Here is a 510-nt window from a genome sequence, read left to right on the forward strand (position 1 = left end):
TCCGGATCCGACCGCGGTGATGGGTAGCGAGGCAGCCGGAGTGGTGATCGAGACTGCCCCGGATGTGACCGAGGTGGTGGTCGGCGACCGGGTGTTCGGAATGTTCAACGGGGCGTTCGGGCCGGTGGCGGTCACCGATCATCGTCTACTGGCCCGGGTCCCGCAGGGGTGGTCGTTTACCCAGGCGGCGTCGGTGCCGATCGTGTATCTGACCGCGTTTTACGCGTTGCGGGATCTGGCCGATGTGCAGCCAGGGCAACGGATCCTGATCCACGCCGCGGCCGGCGGCGTGGGCATGGCCGCGGTGCAACTGGCCCAGGCCTGGGGATTGCAGATATACGCCACCGCCAGTGCCGGCAAGTGGGACACCCTACGCGGGATGGGTCTGGACGATACGCACCTGGCCTCCTCCCGCGATCTGGACTTCCGCCAGAGCTTCCTGACCACGACCGGGGGGGAGGGTGTGGATGTGGTCCTCAACGCCCTGGCCGGGGAATTCGTGGACGCGTC

The 510-nt window shown here is 67.6% G+C and carries 1 protein-coding gene; it reads left to right on the forward strand.

Annotated elements, in window-relative coordinates; translation table 11 throughout:
* Positions 1-40: 40 nt before the first annotated feature.
* Positions 41-510 (forward strand): zinc-binding dehydrogenase (locus tag ACLQ22_RS31910; protein WP_425695586.1); only part of this gene is annotated, 470 nt, incomplete at its 3' end.

The organism is Micromonospora sp. DT178 (genome assembly GCF_049841695.1).
Classification (GTDB): Bacteria; Actinomycetota; Actinomycetes; order Mycobacteriales; family Micromonosporaceae; genus Micromonospora.